Annotated in this window: 14 protein-coding genes and 1 tRNA gene; 10 read left to right on the forward strand and 5 right to left on the reverse strand. The window is 67.8% G+C overall.

Going from position 1 to position 18,957, the window contains the following annotated elements; genetic code table 11:
• Positions 1-53 precede the first annotated feature (53 nt).
• Together sppA and GRI75_RS09090 are read left to right on the forward strand one after the other, a co-directional pair.
• Positions 54-1,967 (forward strand): signal peptide peptidase SppA, encoded by a 1,914-nt coding sequence (gene sppA, locus GRI75_RS09085; RefSeq protein WP_160746641.1) that lies wholly within the window; start codon positions 54-56, stop codon positions 1,965-1,967.
• A 55-nt stretch (positions 1,968-2,022) separates the two neighbouring features.
• Positions 2,023-2,097 (forward strand) — tRNA-Val (locus GRI75_RS09090).
• 5 nt (positions 2,098-2,102) lie between these two features.
• Here GRI75_RS09090 and GRI75_RS09095 read toward each other — a convergent pair.
• Positions 2,103-3,380 carry a sulfotransferase family protein gene (locus tag GRI75_RS09095; protein WP_328597955.1) on the reverse strand — a complete coding sequence of 426 codons (1,278 nt, stop codon included), beginning with the start codon at positions 3,378-3,380 and terminating at the stop codon, positions 2,103-2,105.
• Between the two features lie 192 nt (positions 3,381-3,572).
• Here GRI75_RS09095 and serS point away from each other — a divergent pair, with 192 nt between their 5' ends.
• The 3 genes from serS (at position 3,573) to GRI75_RS09110 (ending at position 6,821) form a co-directional block, all read left to right on the forward strand.
• Positions 3,573-4,865, forward strand: coding sequence for a serine--tRNA ligase (gene serS, locus GRI75_RS09100; protein ID WP_160746642.1), 1,293 nt, complete (start codon positions 3,573-3,575; stop codon positions 4,863-4,865).
• A 94-nt stretch (positions 4,866-4,959) separates the two neighbouring features.
• A complete protein-coding gene (gene surE, locus GRI75_RS09105; RefSeq protein WP_160746643.1) occupies positions 4,960-5,742 on the forward strand; it encodes a 5'/3'-nucleotidase SurE in 783 nt (260 codons plus the stop codon).
• 2 nt (positions 5,743-5,744) lie between these two features.
• Complete coding sequence (locus GRI75_RS09110) at positions 5,745-6,821, forward strand: potassium channel family protein (protein ID WP_160746644.1); 1,077 nt, start codon at positions 5,745-5,747, stop codon at positions 6,819-6,821.
• 4 nt (positions 6,822-6,825) lie between these two features.
• Here GRI75_RS09110 and GRI75_RS09115 read toward each other — a convergent pair whose 3' ends face one another.
• A complete protein-coding gene (locus GRI75_RS09115; protein WP_160746645.1) occupies positions 6,826-7,224 on the reverse strand; it encodes a DUF1761 domain-containing protein in 399 nt (132 codons plus the stop codon).
• Positions 7,225-7,297: 73 nt separating this feature from the next.
• Between GRI75_RS09115 and rimO the strand changes: the two genes are divergently transcribed.
• The gene (gene rimO / locus GRI75_RS09120; protein WP_160746646.1) at positions 7,298-8,683 is read left to right on the forward strand and encodes a 30S ribosomal protein S12 methylthiotransferase RimO; all 1,386 of its coding nucleotides are present in this window, start codon (positions 7,298-7,300) and stop codon (positions 8,681-8,683) included.
• 212 nt (positions 8,684-8,895) lie between these two features.
• Here rimO and GRI75_RS09125 read toward each other — a convergent pair whose 3' ends face one another.
• Positions 8,896-9,984 (reverse strand): PepSY-associated TM helix domain-containing protein, encoded by a 1,089-nt coding sequence (locus GRI75_RS09125; protein WP_160746647.1) that lies wholly within the window; start codon positions 9,982-9,984, stop codon positions 8,896-8,898.
• Positions 9,984-12,146 carry a TonB-dependent receptor gene (locus tag GRI75_RS09130; RefSeq protein ID WP_160746648.1) on the reverse strand — a complete coding sequence of 721 codons (2,163 nt, stop codon included), beginning with the start codon at positions 12,144-12,146 and terminating at the stop codon, positions 9,984-9,986. The genes GRI75_RS09125 and GRI75_RS09130 overlap by 1 nt, the downstream gene beginning before the upstream one ends.
• Positions 12,147-12,315: 169 nt before the next feature.
• On the opposite strand from GRI75_RS09130, the gene GRI75_RS09135 reads away from it, so the two are divergent.
• Both GRI75_RS09135 and GRI75_RS09140 read left to right on the forward strand, forming a co-directional pair.
• Positions 12,316-14,808 (forward strand): TonB-dependent receptor, encoded by a 2,493-nt coding sequence (locus GRI75_RS09135; protein ID WP_160746649.1) that lies wholly within the window; start codon positions 12,316-12,318, stop codon positions 14,806-14,808.
• A 348-nt stretch (positions 14,809-15,156) separates the two neighbouring features.
• On the forward strand, positions 15,157-16,788 hold the full coding sequence (locus GRI75_RS09140; protein WP_160746650.1) for a bifunctional metallophosphatase/5'-nucleotidase: 1,632 nt from the start codon (positions 15,157-15,159) through the stop codon (positions 16,786-16,788).
• 215 nt (positions 16,789-17,003) lie between these two features.
• Here the strand turns inward: GRI75_RS09140 and GRI75_RS09145 are convergent, their stop codons facing one another.
• Positions 17,004-17,552, reverse strand: a complete 549-nt coding sequence (locus GRI75_RS09145; protein WP_328597956.1) for an alpha-ketoglutarate-dependent dioxygenase AlkB — start codon at positions 17,550-17,552, stop codon at positions 17,004-17,006.
• 77 nt (positions 17,553-17,629) lie between these two features.
• Here GRI75_RS09145 and GRI75_RS09150 point away from each other — a divergent pair, with 77 nt between their 5' ends.
• Both GRI75_RS09150 and GRI75_RS09155 read left to right on the forward strand, forming a co-directional pair.
• Positions 17,630-18,046, forward strand: coding sequence for a secondary thiamine-phosphate synthase enzyme YjbQ (locus tag GRI75_RS09150; RefSeq protein WP_160746652.1), 417 nt, complete (start codon positions 17,630-17,632; stop codon positions 18,044-18,046).
• A gap of 53 nt (positions 18,047-18,099) precedes the next feature.
• Entirely contained in the window at positions 18,100-18,900 is an 801-nt protein-coding gene (locus tag GRI75_RS09155) for a transglutaminase-like domain-containing protein (protein WP_160746653.1), read from the forward strand.
• The last annotated feature ends 57 nt before the right edge of the window (positions 18,901-18,957 follow it).

Raw genomic sequence — 18,957 nt, forward strand, 5'->3', positions numbered from 1 at the left:
CCCCCTTAAGGGATCGAAGAACAGGGGCTTCGATGGCTATCGGGAAAGCACGCATGAGTTTTGCAGGCAAAGTCTGGCGGCTGCTGGTCGGGATCAAGGATGCGCTCGCCCTCGTGTTCCTGCTGCTGTTCTTCGGCGCCCTGTTCGCCGTGCTCAATGCCCGGCCCAGCCCGGCCGCGGTGCGCGAGGGCGCACTGCTGCTGCAGCTCGACGGCACGATCGTGGAGGAACGCTCCGCCATCGACCCCTTCCAGACCCTGCTGAGCAGCGCCGTTCCCACCCGCGAATATGCGGCGCGCGACATCGTTCACGCGATCGACGAAGCCGCGAAGGACAAGCGGATCAAGGCGCTGGCGCTCGACCTCTCCACGTTCCTGGGCGGCGGCCTGGTCCACATGGAAGAGATCGGCGATGCGCTCGACCGCTTCCGCCGCACCAAGAAGCCCGTGCTGACTTACGCCGTCGCCTATACCGACGATTCCCTGCTGCTGGCCGCGCATTCGACGGAAATCTGGATCGATCCGCTGGGCGGCGCCGCCATTGCCGGGCCGGGCGGGCACAGCATCTACTACGCAGACCTGCTGGAGAAGCTGCGGGTCAACACGCACGTCTACCGCGTGGGCACCTATAAGAGCGCCGTGGAGCCCTATATCCTATCAGGGATGTCCCCGGAGGCCCGGGAGAACGCCGAGGCGCTCTACGGCTCGCTATGGCAAGAATGGCAGGCCAACGTGAAGCAGGCCCGGCCCCAGGCGAATATCGCGCTGGCGACGCAGCAGATCGAAGCCTGGCTGGAACAGAGCAGCGGCGATCTCGCCAAGGCGGCCGTGCAGGCGGGGCTGGTCGACAAGATCGGCGACCGGGTGGCCTGGGGCGAGCATGTCGCCACCATCGCCGGTGAGGACCAGTGGGACGACAAGCCCGGCGCCTTCGCCGCGACCGACTTCGACACCTGGCTGGCGGAGATCGATCCGGCCGACATGAGCGCGCAGACGGGTTCGGGCAATCCGGTCGGCGTCATCACCATCGCCGGCGAGATCAGCGACGGACGGGCCGGCCCCGGCGAGGCGGGCGCCGAGCGCATCGTGGAACTGCTGGACGAGGCGCTAGACGAGGACTTTGCCGCGCTCGTCGTGCGGGTCAATTCCCCCGGCGGCACGGTCACCGGCTCCGAAGCCATTCGCCGGGCGATCCTGCGGCACAAGGCGCGCGGCATCCCGGTGGCGGTCTCGATGGGCAACGTCGCCGCTAGCGGCGGATACTGGATCGCCACCACAGGGGACCGGATCTTTGCAGAGCCGGAGACGATCACCGGCTCCATCGGCATCTGGGGCGTGGTTCCCACGTTCGAGAACACCCTGGCGCAGTACGGCGTGACCAGCGACGGGGTGCGCACCACGCCGCTCTCGGGCCAGCCGGACCTGTTCGGCGGCTTCACGCCGGAGACCGACGCGCTGCTCCAGCGTTCGGTCGAAAGCGGCTACTTGCGCTTCCTCGACCTCGTCGCCCGCTCCCGCGGCATGACCACCGCGCGCGCGGACGAACTCGGCCAGGGACGGGTGTGGGACGGCGGCAGCGCCCGGCAGCTCGGGCTGGTCGACCAGTTCGGCGATCTCGACGCCGCGCTCGCCTGGGCGGCCGGCCAGGCCAAGCTGAAGGAGGGCGGTTGGTATCCGCAGTACCTCGGCGAGCCTGCCGACTCGTTCGATTCGTTCCTCCTGACCCTCATCACCGGCGACGAGGGCGAGGCTCCGCAGGCGCGCGACATGTTCGGCTACTTCGCGGGCCGGCAGGCGGAGCTCGGCGACCGCCTGCTCGCCGATCTGGACCGTCTGATGGGCATGCGCGGAATGCAGGCCTTGTGCCTGGAATGTCCCGCCGGCCGGACCACCGCCCGCCCGGCCCGGCCATGGGCTTCCGAAGCGCCCGGGCTCGCTGGCATGGTCGCTCGCCTGCTGCTCGACTGAGCGCTTGTCATCGCCCCCGCACCGTGGCAAAGGCGCGCGCCTGTCCAGGCAGGACGGGCGCGTAGCTCAGTGGTAGAGCACACCCTTCACACGGGTGGGGTCGCAGGTTCAATCCCTGCCGCGCCCACCATCACCTCAGCTGCGTGATGCGGCGGCCTTGGCGTCCGAGGTGATGCCGTAAGTCTTCACGTAATCGCCGAGTTCCTCGAGCACGCGGCCGGGCGTCAGGCCGAATTCCTCCAGGCTGTAGCGGTGCGGGTGGCGCTTCAGGTTGCGGGTGCGCAGCTGGTAGCGCTCCATCGCCGGCAGCGCCGGGGCGATGTCGAAGCCGATGAAGTCGTAGACACGGCGCATGGCCGCCCGCCAGTCGTTATCCATCTCCTCGTAGTGCACGTCGATGAAGCGGCTGCGCGGAATGTCGTCGCGCGCCTTCCGCATGCGGTCGATCTGCAGGCGCGTCTTGCGCAGCCATTCCTCGCCGATCTTTCGGGCGTCGGCATGATCGGAATAGATGATCGTCTGGTTCCAGGCCAGCGAGGCGGCGCTGCCGACCACCGACAGCGGATCGCGGTGGGTGAAGATCAGCCGCGCATCGGGGAAGACCTTCAGCAGCGCCGGCAGGTCGAGCATGTGCTGAGGGGTCTTGAGGATCCACGGCCGCAGGCTCGATGCCTGCTGCGCCCATCCCGTCAGCTGCAGCAGGCGCGCCATCTGCAGGTAGGCGGGCAGCGGGTCTTGCCGCTCCGACCAGCGGCCGTAGCTCGGCACCCACCACTGCGCGTCGTGCTTCGTGCTCCAGAAGCTGTTCACGAGCAGGCCAAGCTCCTCCTCCGGCTCCATCGGCCCGGTCGGGTGGATCGTCAGCGTGCGCGGGTTGGCAAGCCTGGCCACACGCATGATCCGGCCGGCGAGCACGATCCGCGAGTCGGGTCCCCCGTGCCGGAAGTCCGGGCGCGGCACAGGGCTGATCGTCTCGAAGCTGCGCAAGTGCGTGAAGCGGTGATCGCTGGCGAGCAGGCGGTGCATGCGCGTCGTGCCCGAACGCATCGGGCCGACGACGATCACCGGGTGCGGCAGCGGGCGCGCGAGGATCTCCGGATGGCGGTCGAACCACTGCTGCGCCCACAGCCTGTCGTGCAGGACTTTCTCGAACTGCTTGCCGGCCGCCCATCGGCCCGCCGCGTTGAGGCGCGCCTCCGCGTGAATCGCCTCCAGGAGCTTCCTGAATGGCTGCTCGAACCAGGGATCGCCGAAATCGTCGAGACCGGTGTACTCGCGCGCCCGCTCCATGAGTGCGCGCCGTTCGAGCTGGGGTTCTTCGGCTAGGCCGGTCCTGCGGGCCAGCCGCATCCCGGCACTGAGGATATCGATGAAGTGCGTGCGCCGCGGGGGGAGAGTGGTCAGGTCGTGCACTTCCTTCCCTCAGGCGGCTAAGATAATCTCGCGCCGGTCTTGCGGCCCGCCTGAGGCCGCATTGCAAATCAGACGCTTTGCGGCAACCCTCGTTCCCGCTGCTGTCTCTGCTGCGCTCTTCGCTGGACAACGCGCCCGGGCTGCCTTTCGGCTGCTTGCAGCCGCCGCATCGTACAGGCATAGCCCCCCGCCATGCACGATCTGCGCTTCATTCGCGAAAACCCGCAAGCTTTCGACGCCGGCCTGACCGCGCGCGGAGCCGAGCCCGCCGCCGACCGCATCGTGGAGCTGGACGAACGCCGCCGCGCGCTCACGACGCGGCTGCAGGAGGCGCAAAGCCGGCGCAACGAAGCCTCGAAAGCGATCGGCGCGGCAATGGGCAAAGGCGACACCGCCACCGCCGAGGCGCTGAAGGCCGAAGTGGCCGAGCTCAAGACCGCGCTGCCGGCGCTCGAGAGCGAAGAGCGCGCGCTGGGGGAGGAACTGGACGGCGTCCTGGCGGCCCTGCCCAATCTCCCAGCAGAAGACGTGCCGCTTGGCGCCGACGAGAGCGAGAACCGGGAAGTCTCCCGCTGGGGTGAGCAGCGAGAGTTTGCTTTCGAGCCCCGGGAGCACGCCGACCTCGGCCCGCCGCTGGGGCTGGAGTTCGAAACCGGCTCGGCGATGTCCGGCGCCCGCTTCACCTTCCTGCGCGGGCAGATGGCGCGGCTCGAACGCGCGCTCGGCCAGTTCATGCTCGACCTGCAGACCGGCGAGCGCGGCTACACCGAATGCATCCCCCCGCTGCTGGTGCGGGACGAGGCCGCGTTCGGTACCGGGCAGCTGCCCAAGTTCGCCGACGACTTGTTCCGGACGACCGACGGCCGCTGGCTGATCCCCACCGCCGAGGTCAGCCTGACCAATTCCGTGCGCGACCGCATTCTCGAGGACCTGACACAGCCCATCCGCCTGACCGCCCTCACCCCATGCTTCCGCTCGGAAGCGGGCGCGGCGGGCAAGGATACGCGCGGCTACATCCGCCAGCACCAGTTCTCCAAGGTCGAGCTGGTCACCGTCTGCCGGCCGGACGATCACGAGGCCGAGCACGCGCACATGGTCCGCTCGGCCGAGCTAGTGCTCGAAGCGCTCGAGCTGCCCTATCGCAAGGTGCTGCTGTGCACCGGCGACATGGGCGCGACGGCGAAGCGGACGTTCGACCTCGAGGTCTGGCTTCCCGGCCAGGGCGCCTACCGCGAGATCAGCTCGGTCAGCTGGTGCGGCGATTACCAAGCCCGGCGGATGAACGCCCGCTACCGCCCCGAAGGCGCCAAGAAGACCGAGTTCGTCCACACCCTCAACGGCTCCGGACTGGCGGTCGGGCGCACGCTGGTGGCGGTGCTAGAGAACTACCAGCAGGAGGACGGCTCGGTCGCCGTGCCTGCCGCGCTGCGCGGGTACATGGGCGGCGTCGAAGTGCTCACCTCAACTCAAAACCGTTCGGGCTGAGCTTGTCGAAGCCCCGCCCTCTCTCGCCGCGTGAAACGCGCTGGAACAATGGCCCTTCGACAAGCTCAGGGCGAACGGCGATAGGTGTTTCGCTGTGAGAATCCTCCTAACCAACGACGATGGCATCTACGCCCCTGGCATGGCGCTGCTGGAGCGCATCGCCAGGACGCTGTCGGACGACGTCTGGGTCTGCGCTCCGACCGAGGAGCAGTCCGGCACAGGCCATTCACTGACCCTGCACTTGCCCGTGCGGCTGCACGAGCATGGGGAGAAGCGCTTCGCCGTCACCGGCACGCCGACCGACGCGGTCAACCTGGCGCTCCGCAAGCTGTTCACCGACCGCAAGCCCGATCTCGTGATCTCGGGCATCAACGCGGGCGAGAACCTGGCCGACGACATCACCTATTCGGGGACGATCTCGGCAGCGATGGAAGGTGCGCTCGCGGGCATCAAGGCCGTGGCCATGAGCCAGGCGATCCGCGACGGCGACCACGGCTTCTCCGCCGCCGAAGCCTGGGCGCAGCAGGTGCTCGCGCCGCTGCTCGACGTGCCGATGGCGCCGCGCACTCTGGTCAACGTCAACTTCCCGGCGCGCGCGGCCGAGGACGTGCGCGGCATCCGCCTGACCCGGCAGGGTTTCCACGACTACTCGCGCGGCTCGCTGATCGAGGGGACCGACCCGCGCGGGCGGAGCTACTACTGGTTCGGCTTGGAGGACGTCGAGCACACGCTCGACCACGGCACGGATCTCGAGGCGGTCGACGACGGTTATGTCTCGATAACCCCGCTGCAACTGGACCTGACGCATCATCCATCGATCGCCACATTGGCTGAAAGCTATGCGCAAATGAATCTCGAGACGGCCCGAGGCGATTGATCATGGCGCGCTGGAAGGATGCAGCGCAGAAAGCCGAAGCGACCCGCGCGCGCCGCTTCAATCCCCTGCGCCGCGCGGTCAAAGTGCCGGTTTGGGCCGACATCGCCATTCGCCTCGGCGCGGCCTTGGCGCTCGTCTCGGTCGTCGTCCTGATCCATTGGCTGGACCGCGACGGGCTGGTCGATTCCGCCGACGGCCATGTCAGCTTCCTCGACGTGGTCTATTTCACGATGATCTCGATCACGACCACGGGCTTCGGCGACATCGCGCCGATTTCGGACCGCTCGCGATTGTTCGAGGCGATCATCGTCACGCCGATCCGGGTCGCCGTGCTCGTCATCTTCATCGGCACGGCATATGCATTCGTAATCAGGCGCAGCTGGGAGAAATGGCGCATGGCCCGCATTCAAAGAGACCTTACCGACCACATTGTGGTGCTGGGCTACGGCGTCTCGGGATCGGAGGCCGTGGCCGAGCTGATCGCCCGGGGCACCGATCCGGAGTGCATCGTCGTGATGGATCCCGACGAGGAGCGGCTGACCCTGGCCGGGGAACTAGGCTGCAACATCATCGCAGCGGACGCGAGCCGGGACGACAACCTCAGGGCCGTGCAGATCGCGCAGGCGAAGACGGTGCTGGTCTCGGCCGGGCGCGACGACGCCTCGATCCTGATCGTCCTGACCGTTCGCCACCTCGCGCCCAAAGTGCCGATCAGCGTGGTCGTGCGGGCGGTCGACAACGAACTGCTCGCCAAGCAGGCCGGGGCCGACAACGTCATCAATCCGGTGCGCTTCACCGGCCTGCTGCTGGCCGGGAGCGCGCAAGGAGCGCATGTAGCCGACTACATGGCCGATCTCGCCTCTGTCGACGGGCGGGTCCAGCTCGTCGAGCGGCCGGTGCGTCCGGAAGAAATCGGCAAGTCCCTCGGCGAACTGTCGAGCGGCGGCAAAGGCCTGCGCATTTATCGCAACGGCGGCGCCTGCGGCTTCTGGGAGCACGAAGCCTCCGAGCTGCAGGAAGGCGACGTGATCGTGGAGATCAGGCCGAGCGACACCGCCGCGAAGGACTTCACCCGCTAGCCGCTCAGTCGAGCGCCGCGAACACTGCGCCCATGGCCGCCATGCCGACGATCAGGTGCCCGGCATCGATCAGGAAGAGCTTCAGCGGTTTGCGCAGGAACAGGTAGTTGATCCCCACCGCCGGGGCCATCAGCATCGCGCCATAGCCGACCGCGATCATCATCTTGGCCCGATCGCTCGGGCCGGTCATGGCGTACTGGTGCGCTAGGGTCGTTGCGATCAGCAGCTCCAGCAGGAATGCCAGGCCGTAGATCAGCGGCATGTTGGCGGTCTTGAGCTGCTCCTCGCCGAAGCCGGATGCGCTCTGCCACGCCTTGCCGAACAGCACGGTGTACCAGATGGCGCCGACCACGAAGAACGCCAGCGCGCCCAGGAACACCGCAAGCCAATCGATATTGCCCATAATCCCCTCCCCTACGGCGACCCAACGCGAGACTAGCGGAAACGCTGCTTTCAGTGTAGGGGGCCCGTCAATCATGACAATCTCGACACCCGCAGTTCGCTCCATTCCGGAGGCGAAGAAGATCGGCATGGTCAGCCTCGGCTGTCCCAAGAACCTCGTCGATTCCGAGCGCATCCTGACCAAGCTGCGCGCGGACGGCTACGCGATGAGCGCCGATTACGACGGTGCGGACGTCGTGCTGGTCAACACTTGCGGCTTCCTCGACTCGGCCAAGGAGGAGAGCCTCGAGGCCATCGGCGAAGCCATCGCCGAGAACGGCCGCGTGATCGTGACCGGCTGCATGGGCGAAGAGGCGGAGACGATCCGCGCCCGCTTTCCCCAAGTCCTCGCCGTCACCGGCGCGCACCAGTACGAGCAGGTGGTAGAGGCCGTCCACACGGCCGCACCACCGACCCAGGGGCCGTTCGTCGACCTGATCCCGCAGCCCGACGACGTGAAGCTCACGCCGCGGCACTACAGCTACCTGAAGATTTCCGAGGGCTGCAACCACTCCTGCGCCTTCTGCATCATACCCGCCTTGCGCGGGAAGCTCGCCAGCCGGCGCATCGATGCCGTGCTGCGCGAGGCGGAGAAGCTCGTCGCCGCGGGCACGAAGGAGCTGCTGGTCATCAGCCAGGACACTTCCGCCTACGGCGTCGACACCCGCCACGAGGAGCGGATGTGGAAGGACCATCCCGTCCGCGCGCATATGACCGATCTCGCCCGCGAGCTCGGCCAGTTGCGCACGCCCGGCGGCGAGACCCCGTGGGTGCGGCTGCACTACGTCTATCCCTACCCTCACGTCGACGCGGTCATCCCGCTGATGGCCGAGGGGCTGCTGACGCCGTACCTCGACATTCCGTTTCAGCACGCCAGCCCCAAAGTGCTGCGCGCCATGAAGCGCCCGGCCAACGAAGCCAAAGTGCTCGAGCGGCTGAAGTCCTGGCGCGCGATCGCGCCCGACATCACCATCCGCTCCAGCTTCGTGGTCGGCTTTCCCGGGGAGACCGAGGACGATTTCCGCTACCTGCTCGACTGGCTGGAGGAAGCCCAGCTCGACCGGGTCGGCGCGTTCCGCTTCGAGCCTGTCGAAGGCGCCGCGGCCAACGCCCTCCCGGATCACGTGCCGGAAGCGGTGAAGGAAGAACGCTACGCCCGGATCATGGAAGTGACCGAGCGGATCAGCGCCGCCAAGCTGACAGCCAAAGTCGGCCGCACCCTGCCGGTGATCGTCGACGAAGTCGGCGAGCCGGACGAGGACGGCGACATCGGCGCCACCGCCCGCAGCCAGGCCGATGCGCCCGAGATCGACGGCCAAGTGTTCCTGCGCAATGTGCCCGCAACGCTGCAACCCGGCGACTTCGCGAGCGCGTTGATCGAGGACGCCGACGCGCACGACCTTTACGGCGTGATCGGCTGAACATGCTTCGACAGGCTCAGCACGAACGGTGCTGGGTTAAGTTGCAGGCATACTCGCCCCACCCCCCGTTCGCCCTGAGCTTGTCGAAGGGCCGCACTTCACTCCAGCACCGCACCAGAGGAAAAGCGGTGCTTCGACAAGCTCAGCACGAACGGGAGTAGAGTTGACCCCTAGCCCCTCCCGCTTGCGGGAGGGGCTAAGGGTGGGCATAGTTACTCCGCCGGCTCCAAAACCGCCGGCTGCACCGGACGTGCCACGGCGCGGCCCTGGTTGCGGCGGAACCAGAAGCTCCAGGCGGCGAGCGTGCCGAGAAGCACCAGCGCGAGGCCGCCGAACGTCAACGCGACGCGCCAGAGGACCCCACCGACTTTGCCGGCGTGGAGCGGGTAGTACTTCTCCTCGATCGCCGAAGCGGTGTCTCCGGCGGCGGGATCGTCCGTGGCAACGACTTGCGCGGTGGCGGGATCGAGCCAGACGTAGGTGCGGCCGTTGGGAGTCCATTCGAACGGCTGCTTCATCCGCAACGCGAGCGGCTCGCCGGGTTTTACCGGCAGCATCAGGCGGCGGGGCAGCGCATCCGGGAAGGCAGCCTGAGCATTCGTCATGACCGTGCTCCAGTCGGTCTGCGGACCATGGGCGGCTAGGCCCGTCGGAAGCATCGGTTCGGCTCGCTCTGGCCCCGCCCAAGGCGACACCAGCGCGGTGGAAACGGCCGGGAAGATCATCATTGACCCGGTGAACGCCGCCAGAAGCAGCAGCGGCGAGGCGACGACGCCGATGTCCCGGTGCTGGCGGACGATCGCAGGGCGGGTCATGCGTGCCGGCCAGAGGCGGAACTTGAAGGTGCGGCGCGTGCGCCACCAGAGGATCAGTCCGGTGACGGCAAAAGCGAACAGCAGGAGGCCGAGCACGCCGGTGACATATTTGCCATCTTCGCCCAGAAACAGATAGTGGTGAAGGTCGAACAGCCAGAGCTCCGGCCGGCCCCACATGCTGTCCCAGCGGTCGACCACCCGGCCGGCTTGGTCGAGATAGGCCCCGCCGCCGCCGGCATAGATCGCCTGGTGCAGGCCCAGGTCCTCGTTGGCGAAGGTGATCCGAGTGAGCGAGCGATCCTCGGCGAGCGCAGCGGCGACGGCAGCGCCGATGGCCGCCGGTTCGGCGACCAACGCATCGCCTGCGCCGGGAAGGCCGATCCAGCTCTCCTCCCACACCAGCACGGTGCCGCTAAGGCCGATGACGGCCAGCAGCAGCCCGGCGATGGCGCCGGTCCAGCGGTGGAGGAGAGCCAGCAGGTTCATCAGAAAGCGCCGCGCCAGCTGAGGGTGACGGTGCGCCCGCGCCCGGCGAAGAAGCGATCGTTGTCGGTGATCCGCACCGTGTCGCTGTTGTAGGTGATGTAGTACTCGTCGGTCAGGTTCTGCGCCGCGAGAGCGAATTCGCCGAGGCCCGTGCGAAGGGCGAGATAGGCGTCGAACAGGGTGTAGCCCTCGAAGTCGGTCCGCGTATCAGCATCGTTGAACGAGCGTTCGAGATACATTCGCGCCTGGACGCGGGCGCTGAGCGGGCCGCGGGTGAAGTCGGCGGCGAAGTTGGCACGGTCGGGCGAGATGTTGGCACCGTCGAGGTCGTTGTTGACCAGTTCGTCGGCATCGTTGCTGTCGGTCTGGCCCTCCACCTGGGCATAGCCGCCGCTGAGCGTGAGGCCGGGCAGCGGAGTGCGCCAGGCGAGGCTCGCCTCCAGCCCTTCGATCTCGATCGGCTCGCGCGCGACGCTGAAGATGCCGTCCGCGCCTTCGACCAGCAGCGACCCGAGATCGCTGGACGACCAGAAGTAGCCGGCCGAGGCGCTGATCGGGCCGCGGTCCCACTCCAGGCCCAGTTCGCGGTTGTTGGAGATGACCGGCTCGAGCGCGATATAATCGTCGATATCGACACCTTCGTCCTCGATCGCGCGCAGGATACGCCCGACGTCGGCGATGGTGTAGCCTTCGGCGTAGGACCCGTAAGCGCGCAGGCCCTTCATCGGCTCGATCACTATGCCGCCGTTGAGCAGCAGCTTGTCGAAGCTCGGGCTGCCGCCGGAGACGAAGACCGGCTTGTACGTCGCGACATTGGCGGGATTGGTGGCGCCGTAGAAGGCCAGGGTCTCGTAATCGCGGACCTTGAGCTGGACGTTCTCCCAGCGGGCGCCGCCGGCGAGACGGACGACCCCGTTCAGCAGACCGAGGTTGGCCTGGGCGAAGGGCGCGAGGCTGCGGAAATCGGTTTGCGGCACCCAGTCGCGATCCGTCTGGACGAGCGACTGCTTCGTGCGGTCGTACAGGGCATCGAACCCGCCGGTGAGGAACAGGTCGCTCAGGACCTCGCGCTCGTAGGAGAGCTTGCCGCCGATCTTGCGCGAGCGGTTGGCCGACTGGTCGAACAGGGCGCCGGTGGGGTCGATCGCCGGATCCTGGAAGGTGGCGAAGGTTCCGCCACCGAAGACATCGTTGGTGCGGCTGAAGAATGCCTGGGCGTTCAGAGTGCCGCCGGCGAGGTCGTCATCCACCAGGGAGGCGGAGAGCAGCTCGGCGCGGTTCGACGGCAAGTCGCCGGGCTGCCGGCCCGGCCTGCTGCTGGCGGGAATGCCCAACGTCCGGTTGCCGCGAACGAGCTCGTAGTTGCCGTTGCCTTCGAGCTCGAAGCGGTTGGCGACGACCTCGAGCCGGGCGCTACCGGAGAGCTGGTAGCCGAAGCGGCCGAAGACCGACCAAGAATCGCTGTCCTGCACTTCGCCTTGCGTGCCGTCGACGCCGATGCGGTTCTCATGGCCGTCGAGGAAGGCGCCGCGGCGCTCGAACGTGCCGCCGACGCTTATGTCGAAGGCCCCGGCGCGGTAGCCGACGAGCGCGCCGGCCTTGCCGCCGAGGGCTTCTCCGTCGAAGCCCTGGGCCACAGTGCCCTGCAGCAGCGTGCGTACGGAGACTCCGTCGCGCGCGGGAGCGCCGACCGTGACCTGGTTCACCACGCCCCCGGTGCCGCCGATGCCCTGGAGCGCATTGGAGCCGTAGATCACCTCCACCCGGTCGATGAAGAACGGATCGATCGTGTACCCGTCCCGCGAACCGTCACGGACCGGAGTCGACTGGGCGATCCCGTTGATCGCGTAAAGCGGCGAACGGCCGCGAAGGCTCTCCCCGGCGCCGGAGAGTTTCTCACGCGTCGGCGAGAACGACGGCAGCAGCGCCGAGACCGCGTCCACGGTGGAGCCCGAAATCTGCACCTGCCGTTCGAGCGCCTCGGCATCGATCACGTCGGTCGCCATCGGCAGAGCCGTGGCGGGGAGCTGGGTGCGCGCGGCAGTGACGACGATCGGCGTTGCGCCGTCTGCTGGCCGGGTTCCGCTCCCATCCTGCGCCAGCGTCGGGGTGGCGATGGCGAGCGAAGCGGCGGCGACAAGCAGATTAGAGCGAATGGACATTGGACCTCCCTATTTTCGGGGGGCCCTATCGCGGCTGCGAATAATTATCAATAGCGGTTCATGGTCCGATTGCATGTTTCACCGGATCGTCACGGAACCGTCGCGAGCCTGTCTCCAGCCGCTCCTATCGGCCCGCTCGGACACAAGGGAACAACCGGAGGGAACCCCCATGAGACTGAAGTATCTTGCCGCCGCCAGCACGTTCGGGCTGTCGGCCGCATCCATGTTCGCAGCGCCCGCAACGGCGCAGTCGACCGGCTCGGTCGAGTTCGAGGAGAACGAGATCGTCGTGACCGGCGCTTTCGAGCGCGGCATCGGCGGCGTCGAGCTTCCCGATACGGCCAAGGCCAAGCAGGTCCTCGACCAGGAGATCATCCGCCGCCAGCGCCCCGGCCAGACAATCAACGACAGCGTCAACCTGGTGCCCGGCGTCAGCTTTCAGAACAACGACCCGTGGGGCTCCGGCGGCGGATCCTTCACCATCCGCGGCTTCGCGTCGGACCGCGTGTCGCAGACGCTCGACGGCCTGCCGCTGAACGATTCCGGCAACTACGCGCTCTACACCAACCAGCAGGTCGACAGCGAAATCCTCGAGGAGGTGAACGTCAACCTGGGCGTGACCGACATCGACAGCCCGACCGCTTCGGCCACCGGCGGCACGATCAACCTGCGCACCCGCCGCCCGTCGGACATCCCGGGCATCACCGCGACGGCCAGCTACGGCAACATCCTGTCCGATGGCGCGGGAGACCGCCCGTACTACCGGATCTTCGGCATGGTCGATTCCGGCGACATCACCGGCATGGGCACGACCGCCTTCCTCTCGGGCAGCTACACGACCTACGAGAACCCGTTCAACAACTACGGCGAGGTCGAGAAGAAGCAGTTCAACGGCCGCATCCTGCAGGAGATCGGCGGCAACGGCGATTTCGTCTCCGTGGCGGGCCACTACAACGAGAACCGCAACAACTTCTTCGGATCGTTCCCGGTCACCACGCTGATCGACATGATCGAGGACGGCGACAAGACCGCTCGGTTCTATGACATCAACTACCCTTGCGAGCTGGCCGAAGGCGTGGCGGGCGCAGCGGATGCGGCCAATAGCTGCGGAACCGAATTCGACCGCCGCTACAACCCCTCGGACACCGGCAACATTCGCGCGTCGTCGCGCTTCACCCTGGCCGACGGCCTCGTCCTCACGGTCGACCCGAGCTACCAGTATGTGAAGGCGAACGGCGGCGGCACCGTTACCGGACAGGAATATGCCTGCCGCTTCGCCGCGGGCCGTTGCCAGTCGGCCAGCTTCACCGGAGCGACGACGCCGCTGTTCGGCTACATCGGTGGCGCCCCTTACGTCGGCGCCGATCTCAACGGCGACGGTGATATGCTCGACCGGGTCACCCTGGTGGCGCCGAGCCACACCCGGACCCACCGCTACGGCGTGATCTCATCGCTGAGCTATGCGATCAACGACCAGAACCGGGTGCGCCTGGCCTATACCTGGGACCGCGCCAATCACCGCCAGACCGGGCAGGTGGGCCTGCTGCAGGACGACGGCGAGCCGTTCGACGTCTTCCCGATCGACGATCCGCTGGTGGACGTGAACGGAACCACGCTGCAGAAGCGTGACCGCCAGTCCTACGCGATCCTGCACCAGGTGTCGGGCGAGTATCGCGGCAGCTTCATGGACGATCGCCTTGTCACGACAATCGGCCTGCGGGCGCCGTTCTTCACCCGCGAGCTGACGCAGAACTGCTACACCACGTCCGACCGCGGCTTCGTCGACTGCATCCGGCCAGAGGATGCCGCTGCCTACGAAGCAGGAAACCCCTCGGCGGTCCTGCCGCTGACGCGGGAATACGAGTACGACAAGCTCCTCCCCAGCGCCGGGCTGGTGTTCGACGTCACGGGCAACGCATCGGTGTTTGCGAACTACTCCAAAGGCCTGTCCGTCCCCGGAACGGACCCGCTGTACAACTCGCTGTTCTTCCCGGACGTGGAGGAAGCCCGTCCGGCGCCTGAGACGACGGACAGCTTCGATGCGGGGCTGCGCTTCAAGTCGGGAACCCTGCAGGCGCAAGTCGCCGGCTGGTTCACCCGGTACGAAAACCGTCTTGCCTCGGCCTACGATCCGGTGCTGGAGCGCTCCGTCTTCCGCAACCTCGGCCAGGTGGACAAGTACGGCCTGGACGCTTCGGTTGCCTGGCAGCCGACGCGCAACACGATGCTCTACGTGTTTGGATCGCTCAACGAGTCCGAGATCAAGGACAACGTGCAGAGCGGCGTGGACGCGGCGGGCAACCCGGTGTTCCTCGACACCGCGGGCAACCGTGAAAGCGGCACTCCGGACCTGACCTTCGGCGCCCGCGGGCAAGTCCGCCTCGGGCCGGTCGAGCTCGGCGCCCAGGCCAAGCACACCGGCAAGCGGTTCACCACCGACCTGAACGACGTGGAAGTGGACGGCTACACGCTGGTCGATCTCGACGTGCGGTGGAACGTTACCGAACTGCCGACCGGCGGGACGGTGGCGCTGCAGGCCAACCTGACCAACCTGTTCGACACCTTCTACGTCGGCGGGTTCGGCGGCGGGCTGACCGGCACGCCGTTCGCGCAGATCGGCGCACCGCGCGCCGGCAGCGTGTCGCTGATCGTCGGCTTCTAAGCCGCTCCGGCAGCGGCGGCACTGGGGGGTGCCGCCGCTGCTACTTCTTTTTTCTGCGCTAGGAGTAGATTCATGCGGCCCGCAGCCCTTCTGGCCTCCTACGTTCCGTTCGTCCTGAGCTTGTCGGAGAACGGTAGCGCCGGGCCTCGCGTGGTTCGACAGGCTCACCACGAACGGTGGAGGGAGCTTCCTAAGGCCCTGCCGTTCGTCCTGAGCTTGTCGAAGGACGGTAGCGCCGGGCCTCGCGTGGTTCGACAGGCTCACCACGAACGGAGGAGAGGAGTTGTTCGGAAGGGTTGCGCGGGTGCGCTGGCGCTCCTGGCGCTCGGCGGATGCGCGGCCGACCGAGTGGAGCCGCTTGCCCCGGCCGCGCCTGTCGCGGTCCAGATCCTCGCGCTCAACGATTTCCACGGCACGATCGAAGCGCCCACCGGCGCGGTGGCATACGCAACGCCCAGCGGCATGGAGCAGGCCCCGCTCGGCGGAGCGGCCCGGCTGGCGGCAACGCTCGCTCGCCTGCGCGAAGGTCAATCGCACACGGTGACCGTGGCCGCCGGCGACCTGATCGGCGCCAGCCCGCTGGCTTCGGCCTATTTTCTCGACGAGCCTGCCATCGCGGCGCTGAGCGCGATGGGCCTCGACATCGCCGCAGTGGGCAATCACGAGTTCGACCGCGGGACGGCGGAGCTGCGTCGGGTCCAGGAAGGCGGCTGCGAGGCCCACACGGCACGCCAGCCCTGCGCTCTCGAACCCTTCGCCGGCGCCGGGTTCGACTATCTCGCGGGCAACGTCCTCGACGAGGAGGGGCGCAGCTTCTTCCCCGGCACCGCCGTGCACGATTTCGGCGGCGCGAGGATCGGCTTCATCGGCCTGACCCTGAAGGAGACCGCCGAACTGGTCTCCCCCGCCGGAACCGCCGGCTACCGCTTCGCCGACGAAGCCGGCACGGCCAATGCGCTGGCGGCGGAGCTCAGGGCTGCGGGAGCGGACGCGGTGGTGCTGCTGATCCACCAGGGCGGATCTGTGGAGCCGTACTTCAACCTGGCGGCCTGCCCCGGCCTGTCGGGCGATATCCTGCCGATCCTCGACCGGCTCGACCCGGCGATCGGTCTGGTCGTCTCCGGCCATACGCATGCGGCTTACGTGTGCGAACTGGACGCGGCGGACGGATCGAAGCGCCTGCTGACGAGCGCGGGCCGCTACGGCTCTTTCGTGACGCGGATTGCCATGACGGTCGATCCGCAGAGGGACCGGGTGGTGAGCCTCAAGGCCGAGAACGTGCCGGTGCGCGCCGAAGCGGGCGAGGACCCGGCGGTCGCCGCGATCGTGGAGCGCTATGTCGGAGCGACGGCGCCGATCGCGGCGCGCGTGGCAGGGCGGATCGAAGGTTCGCTGGAGGCACCTGGCGGTGGATTGGACACGCCGGTCGGCAACCTGATCGCCGACGCGCAGCTTGCGGCGACGCGCGGCCCGCAGGCAGGCCGCGCGGAGATCTCGTTCATCAACTCCGGCGGAGTTCGCACGCGGTTCCAGCCGGGGGCGGACGGCAGCGTCACCTACGGGCAGCTTTTCGCGCTGCAGCCGTTCGGCAACACGCTGGTGGTGCTGGAGATGACCGGCAGGGAGATCGGGCAGCTCCTGGAACAGCAATTCACCGGCAGCCAGCCGGCAGAGATCCGCCAGTCGCTGCTGATCCCCTCCGAAGGGTTCAGCTTCGCGTTCGACCGCACGAGAGCGCCGGGAGAGCGGATCGTGGCCATGACGCTGCACGGCCAGGCGATCGAGCCGGAGCGGCGCTACCGGGTGACGGTCAACAACTTCCTCGCCAGCGGCGGCGACGGCTTCACCGTCTTCGCCGAAGCGCGGCCGGTCGCGGAAGGCGGGGCGGATATCGATGCGCTCGAGGCTTACATCGCCGGCGGAGTGACCGCGCCGGCCGGCGGGCGGGTGAGCGAAGTGACGATCGACGGCGCGGATTGATGCGTTGCTAGCATCTTCGTCATTCCGGCGAAGGCCGGAATCCATCGCACCTGTTGTGCCTGAGGCCCGATGGACCCCGGCGTTCGCCGGGGTGACGAGTTTGGCTGAGCCAAAGCCCCCTCCTCTTCAGAGAAGGGGGTTGGGGGTGGTGGAGGCGCAGTGCGACGTCTCGCCAACCGCAGCACCACCCCGCTGCGACTAGGTTCGCCTTCGGCTCACCAAGTCTCGCTGCCCCTCCTCTGAAGAGGAGGGGCGGGCCCCGCCATCGTCCGCAGTGTGATCGAGCGGCGGGTGACTTCCATCGGGGTGATGGAGTGCTCCCAGTCATGGCGGGCTTCGCCGGACAGGAGGTAGAGCGAGCGGGGCGGGAGTTCGACGGTGCGGCGGTCGAAGCCGGCTTCGGTGCGCCGCCGCAGGCGGAGCATCGCCGGTGCCGATAGCGAAAGGCCGAGGACTTCGCCGTACTGCGGACGGTCGCGGTGCCAGCCGATGCCGGCGCCCGGATCGTAGCGGATCAGCAGGCCCTGGACGAAATCCTCGGGCGCGCGGTCCATCAGCGGCGCGAGGCGGGTGCGCAAGTCGGCCAGCCAGGCAGGCAGCGGCGGCGCTTCGGTCGGGCGGGCGCGCTGGTAATCGTAGGCGGAGCCGTAGTTGACCGTGAGGCGCTTGCCTTCCCATTGGCCGAACTGGAACGGCGCGAGCGGTGCGGCGTCGATGAGGGCGGCGAGCCGCTCCTCCTCGGCCTCGCTCACAGCCTCGCGCACCAGCCGGAGGCCGGGGACCGGTGGAGGCGGAGCAAACAGTTCACCCTGCTGTGGCATCCTGCCTATATAGGGTGGCGATGCACCAGACGCTTGCCACTCTTACGTTCGACACCGCCGGGCGGGGCCTCCACGAGATCACCGATGAGGTGGCGGAGTGGCTGGGCTCGGCCGAAATTCGTACGGGCCTCGTCACGCTGTTCTGCCAGCACACCTCCGCTTCGCTGCTGATCAACGAGAACGCGGCCCCGGCCGTGCAGCGCGACCTGCTGCGCTGGCTCGACCAGGCGGTGCCCGAGGGCGGAGGCTACGAGCACGACTCCGAGGGGCCGGACGACATGCCGGCGCATATCAAGGCGATGCTCACCGGCAACAGCCTGACGATCCCGGTGGCGAACGGCCGGATGATGCTGGGCACCTGGCAGGGCATCTACCTGGCCGAGCACCGCCGGCGGCCGCACAGGCGCCACGTCGTCGCCCACGCGCTCGGCGACTGACGCGAAACATAGCGGGCGCGAAACAACCTGGGCCGGTATACGTTGGCCCGGATATGCCCATCGACATCGCCGCCAGCTTCTCCTTCGGGCTGTCCGAACCGACCGACGTGCTCCTGCAGTTCGAGGCGGCGAGGATCCCGGAGCAGCGGATCCTGTCGAGCGAATGCCGGCTGAGCACGGCGGAAAAGCTGGTCCGCGTGCCGGCGCAGGACGGGATCGGCGAACGCGTGTGGCTGCGGGCGGAAGGGGTGTACGAGGTCGAATACCGCGCCCGAGTGTCTGTGGGCCGCATGCTTCCGGACCTTGCCGGGCTCGACTGGCTGCAGCCGCACGCGCTGCCCGGTGAGACGGTGCAGTACCTGTTCGATTCCCGCTATTGTCCGGCGACCCGGTTCCATCCGTTCGTCACCGCCGAGTTCGCCGACCTGGAAGGCGGCGCCCTGATTGCCGCCATGCGGGACTGGGTGGCGGGCAATTTCTCCTACGAGCCGGGCAGCAGCAATTCGAACACCACGGCGCTCGACAGCTTCGTGGAACGGCGCGGCATCTGCCGGGACTATACGCATGTCATGGTCACCCTCGCCCGCGCGGCCTCGATCCCGGCACGCTACGTCAGCGTCTATGCGCCTGGGGTGGAGCCGCCGGACTTCCACGCCGTGGCCGAGGTGTTCCTGGCCGATCACACGATCGTTGGCGGCGGGGCCTGGCACCTGGTCGACGCGACCGGCATGGCCGATCCGGAGCACATGGTGAAGATCGGCGTCGGGCGCGACGCGGCCGACGTCAGCTTCATGACCGTGTTCGGCATGGCCGAGTTCAGGGAGAAGGATGTCAGGGTGACGCTGTCGCCGTGATTTGCCCTTGCCCCTGCCAATGTTGCAGTGCAGCGTCACACGTGAACGAGAGAGGCG

This window comes from Croceibacterium soli (assembly GCF_009828065.1).
In the GTDB taxonomy this organism is placed as follows: Bacteria; Pseudomonadota; Alphaproteobacteria; order Sphingomonadales; family Sphingomonadaceae; genus Croceibacterium_B; species Croceibacterium_B soli.